Source organism: Microbacterium sp. Leaf351 (genome assembly GCF_001423825.1).
In the GTDB taxonomy this organism is placed as follows: Bacteria; Actinomycetota; Actinomycetes; order Actinomycetales; family Microbacteriaceae; genus Microbacterium; species Microbacterium ginsengisoli.
Map to the genome: position 1 here is coordinate 105,073 of NZ_LMPK01000015.1, position 3,800 is coordinate 108,872.

Consider the following 3,800-nt stretch of genomic DNA (forward strand, 5'->3'; position numbering starts at 1 on the left):
TCGTGAAGTTGCGGATGCCGCAGGCCGTGATGGTGGCCTCCACCCCGGGCCACACCGCCCGGTGCAGCGCGAGGTACTCCTCACGCCTCTCCGGGGCGGTGCGGGCCACCATGCCGAAACGGCGCACGCTCACTCCTTGGTGCCACCCGCGGTCATTCCCGTGACCAGGAACCGCTGGGAGAACAGGAAGATGATGAGCACAGGGGCGACGGACAGCAGCGTCGCGAGGGCGAGCGTCGGCATGTCGATCGTCACCGACCCCGCCGAGGTCGGGTTGAACAGCGGCACGTTCGAGAGCAGTTCGGCCAGGCCCACCTGGATGGGCGACTTGCGGCCGGGAGCCATGACGAACGGCAGGAAGTAGTTGTTCCAGTTGCCGACGAGGTTGAAGAAGCCGACGAGCGCGATCACCGGCGTCGCGAGCGGCATCGCCACCGACCAGAACACCCGGAACTCGCCCGCACCGTCGATGCGCGCCGCGTTGAGGAGGTCGCGCGAGACGCTCGTCGAGAAGTAGATGTACGTCAGATAGACCCCGAACGGGAAGAACGAGAAGGGCAGGATGACCGCCAAGGGGGTTCCGACCAGCTTCACCGCGCTGAGCTCGAGGAACACCGGGAGGACGAGCGCGGTGCTGGGGATGAGCATGACCACGAGGGTCACGGCGAGCAGCGCCCGGCGCAGCCGGAACTCCGTCAGCGCGAGGGCGTAGCCGGCAGGGATGCTCACGGCGAGGGTGATCACGAGGGCGACACCGCTGTAGAGCACCGAGTTGCCGAGCCACGTCCAGACGATGCCGTTCTGGAAGGTCATCAGGTTGTGCCAGTTGGTCGCGAGCGCGTCGAGGGACCCGATGCTGAACGGGTTGTCGACCAGCAACTGCCGGGCGTCCTTCGTCGGGGCCAGCAGCAGCCAGACGAGCGGCAGGGCGAAGAACACGACGAAGAACGCGGCCACGACGAGGGCGAGCACCCGCCCGACCCAGCGTCCCGGGGCGAAGCCGGTGCCGCGCACGGCGTGCGGCTCGGTCGTCGTGAGCGGTTCACGCACGTCGATGTCAATCACGCTCAAAGAGACCACCCCGGAAGACGAAGAAGGTGGCGAGTCCGAGCGCCACGACGAGCAGCATGAGCGAGATCGCGGCGGAGCCGTTGAAGTCGTTCTGCTTGAAGGCGAAGAGATAGGCGAGCTGGTTGAGCGAATAGTCCGGCGGGACGACACCCTTCGACGCCTGCGAGAGCACGCGGGGTTCGACGAACAGCTGCGTTCCGGCGGCGAGGGACATGATCCCCATGTAGGAGATCCACTTCTTCATGAGGGGCAGCTGGATGTACCAGGCGGTCTTGACGGCACCGGCGCCGTCGATGCGGGCGGCCTCCATGACCTCCACCGGGATGTTGTTGAGCGCGCCGTACATGATGACGATCCATCCGCCGGCGCCGGTCCAGAACGCGATGACGGTGAAGACGACGGGCAGGTTCTCCAGCGACACCGTCTGCACGAAGGACTGCAGGCCCAGCATGTTGAGCACGCCCGAGACCGGGCTCACCGTCGGGTCGAGCAGGAACAGCCACAGCATCACGCTCGAGGCCCCGGCGAGCGCGCCGGGGATGTAGTAGATGAACCGCACCGTCGAGGAGAGCCAGCGCGCCCCGATCGCGTGCACGATCAGCGCGAGAAGGACGACGAACACGGTCTGCATCACGAGCCAGATCACGAGGTACACCGCGACGTGCTGCACGGCGGGCCAGAAACGGTAGTCGTCGAACACCTTCGCGAAGTTGGCGACGCCGACGAAGGCGCCGTTCTTGGTGAAAGCCAGGTAGACGGCGTAGAGGGCCGGGATGACCCCGAACAGAAGCAGCAGCACGCTGTATCCGCTCGAGAACGCGTACCCCATGACGGCTTGGGCGCGGGTGGGGTTCCTCCGCGCGGCGGCGTCCCGCCGCCGACCCCGTGAGGAGCCGACGGCGGGCGCCGTCATCGTGTCGACAGTGATGATGTGTTCCTTCCGCTGCGGTGCGGGGCTGTCACTGGATCGTGTATCCCTGGACCTTCGCCTCGTTGACCATCTCGGTCTTCCAGTCGGAGGTGAGGGAGGCGAGGGTCTTGCCCGCGGCGAGGCCCGGGACGACAACCTTCGCATACGCGGTCTCGGGGCTGAAGCTGGGGTAGCCCCAGCCCGACCAGATCTCGCCCGCGGCATCCGTCACGTTCTTCTCGAAGTCGCCGACGAAGTAGCCGCCGCTGGCCTGCTTGGCGATCCACTTCTGCGCGGCCGAGGCGTATGCGGGGTAGCCCGGCGCGAGGTCGACCTGGTACTCGTCGGCGCTCGTCACGAACTGCAGGAACGTCTTGACGGCCTCGAGGTTCTTCGTGTGGCTGGAGGCGTACCAGACGCCGCCGCCCACGTTGCCGGTGCCGATCGAGTCGCCGTTCCAGTGGAGCGGCACTCCGGCGCCGATCTGGCCGGCGGGGACGTTCAGGCTGTCCTTGCTCTGGAAGATCGCTCCGGTGTACCAGACCGGGCCGGGCATGCCGAGCACCTTGCCCTGGTACTTCTTCACGAAGTCGGCGCTGAAGACGCTGTCCTGGACGAGAGTGCCGTTCTTGAGCATGTGGTCGATCAGGTCGGTCATCTTCTGCGACTTCGGGTCGTCGAAGTTGCTCGAGAAGGTCGACGCGGTCGACTGGAAGATCGGCGCCTGGGCTCCGTAGTAGTACACGTAGGTGCCGACGAACGAGTCGCCGACCGATCCGAGGATGTAGCCCGGGTGCTCGGCGGCGAGCTTGTCACTGAGGGCCGCGTAGTCCTCCCACGTCTGCGGGATCTGGTAGCCGAACTGGGTGAACAGCGACTGGTCGTACCAGAAGACGACCTGTGCGAGGTCGTTGCGCAGTCCGTACACCGTGCCGTCGACGGTCACCGGGTCGAGCGCGCCCTTCGAGAAGCCGTCGAGGAAGCTCTGGTCGAACCATCCCTTGTTCAGGGGCGCCGCGAAGGCCTGCTGGCCGTTGTTCTCCTTCGATGCCCATGAGGCGTCGTTCGTCTGGGTCGACCAGACGACGTCGGGCCAGCCCTCCCCCGACTGGTCGAAGAGGGAGATCTTGGTCTGGAAGGACCCGGACCCACCGGCGTTGCCGTCGTAGGTCTCCTTGTTGACCTTGATGTTCGGGTACTTCTTCTCGAACGCGGCGACCGCCGGCTCGCGCGCGGCATCCACCCACACCGTGATCGCACTGTCGGCGACCTGGTCGGCGGGCGTGAAGCCGAGACCGCTGTCGGTGGCCGTGCCGGTGCTGGATCCGCTGCAGGCGGAGAGCACCAGCAGTGCGGTGGCGGCGGTGGCGATGAGGGCGGCGGATCGGGAGAGGCGGGTGAAGCGTCTTTGCTGTGGAGCCATTGCTCGTCCTTTTCTGGTCGACGTCGTTGACGACTCGCGGCCGGACTGGCCGGCGGGTGAGTTGATTAGATCATACATGTGACCTATTAGCAATGAACCCCTGTTCTCGGCCCGGATCGACTGTTACATTCGTCTTACGTCATACCTTTGGAGTGCCATGCGTACAGTGCAGTACCTCGGCGACGCGACCGTCGCCGTCGCCCATGTCGAACCCACCCCGCCGCCGCGCGGCTACGTGCAGATCGCCGTCGCGTACACCGGGCTGTGCGGCACCGACCTCCATGTCGTGCACGGAAGCATGGACTCCCGCGTGACGACCCCTCTCAGTTTCGGGCACGAGATGAGCGGCACGGTAGCCCGCATCGGCGAGGGCGTGTCGGGATGGCGGATCGGCGC

The 3,800-nt window shown here is 66.2% G+C and carries 4 protein-coding genes and 1 pseudogene; 1 reads left to right on the forward strand and 4 read right to left on the reverse strand.

From position 1 onward, the window contains the following. The 4 genes and pseudogenes from ASG00_RS17360 to ASG00_RS06170 all read right to left on the reverse strand — a co-directional run. Positions 1-112 (reverse strand): annotated as a pseudogene (locus ASG00_RS17360) (L-rhamnose mutarotase); the annotation flags it as partial. 17 nt (positions 113-129) lie between these two features. Further along, positions 130-1,065 carry a carbohydrate ABC transporter permease gene (locus tag ASG00_RS06160; protein WP_048809017.1) on the reverse strand — a complete coding sequence of 312 codons (936 nt, stop codon included), beginning with the start codon at positions 1,063-1,065 and terminating at the stop codon, positions 130-132. Next, positions 1,058-1,984, reverse strand: a complete 927-nt coding sequence (locus ASG00_RS06165; protein ID WP_056207597.1) for a carbohydrate ABC transporter permease — start codon at positions 1,982-1,984, stop codon at positions 1,058-1,060. Before ASG00_RS06165 ends, ASG00_RS06160 begins: the two co-directional genes overlap by 8 nt. Positions 1,985-2,030: 46 nt before the next feature. Next, positions 2,031-3,404 carry an ABC transporter substrate-binding protein gene (locus ASG00_RS06170; RefSeq protein ID WP_045247807.1) on the reverse strand — a complete coding sequence of 458 codons (1,374 nt, stop codon included), beginning with the start codon at positions 3,402-3,404 and terminating at the stop codon, positions 2,031-2,033. A 157-nt stretch (positions 3,405-3,561) separates the two neighbouring features. On the opposite strand from ASG00_RS06170, the gene ASG00_RS17365 reads away from it, so the two are divergent. After that, the coding region (locus ASG00_RS17365) for an alcohol dehydrogenase catalytic domain-containing protein (RefSeq protein ID WP_235559309.1) at positions 3,562-3,800 on the forward strand (239 nt) is incomplete at its 3' end.

Bases quoted from the DNA above. Each gene is read 5' to 3' on its own strand.
- ASG00_RS06170 (WP_045247807.1), bottom strand. From the start codon at position 3,404: ATGGCTCCACAGCAAAGACGCTTCACCCGCCTCTCCCGATCCGCCGCC.
- ASG00_RS06165 (WP_056207597.1), bottom strand. From the start codon at position 1,984: ATGACGGCGCCCGCCGTCGGCTCCTCACGGGGTCGGCGGCGGGACGCC.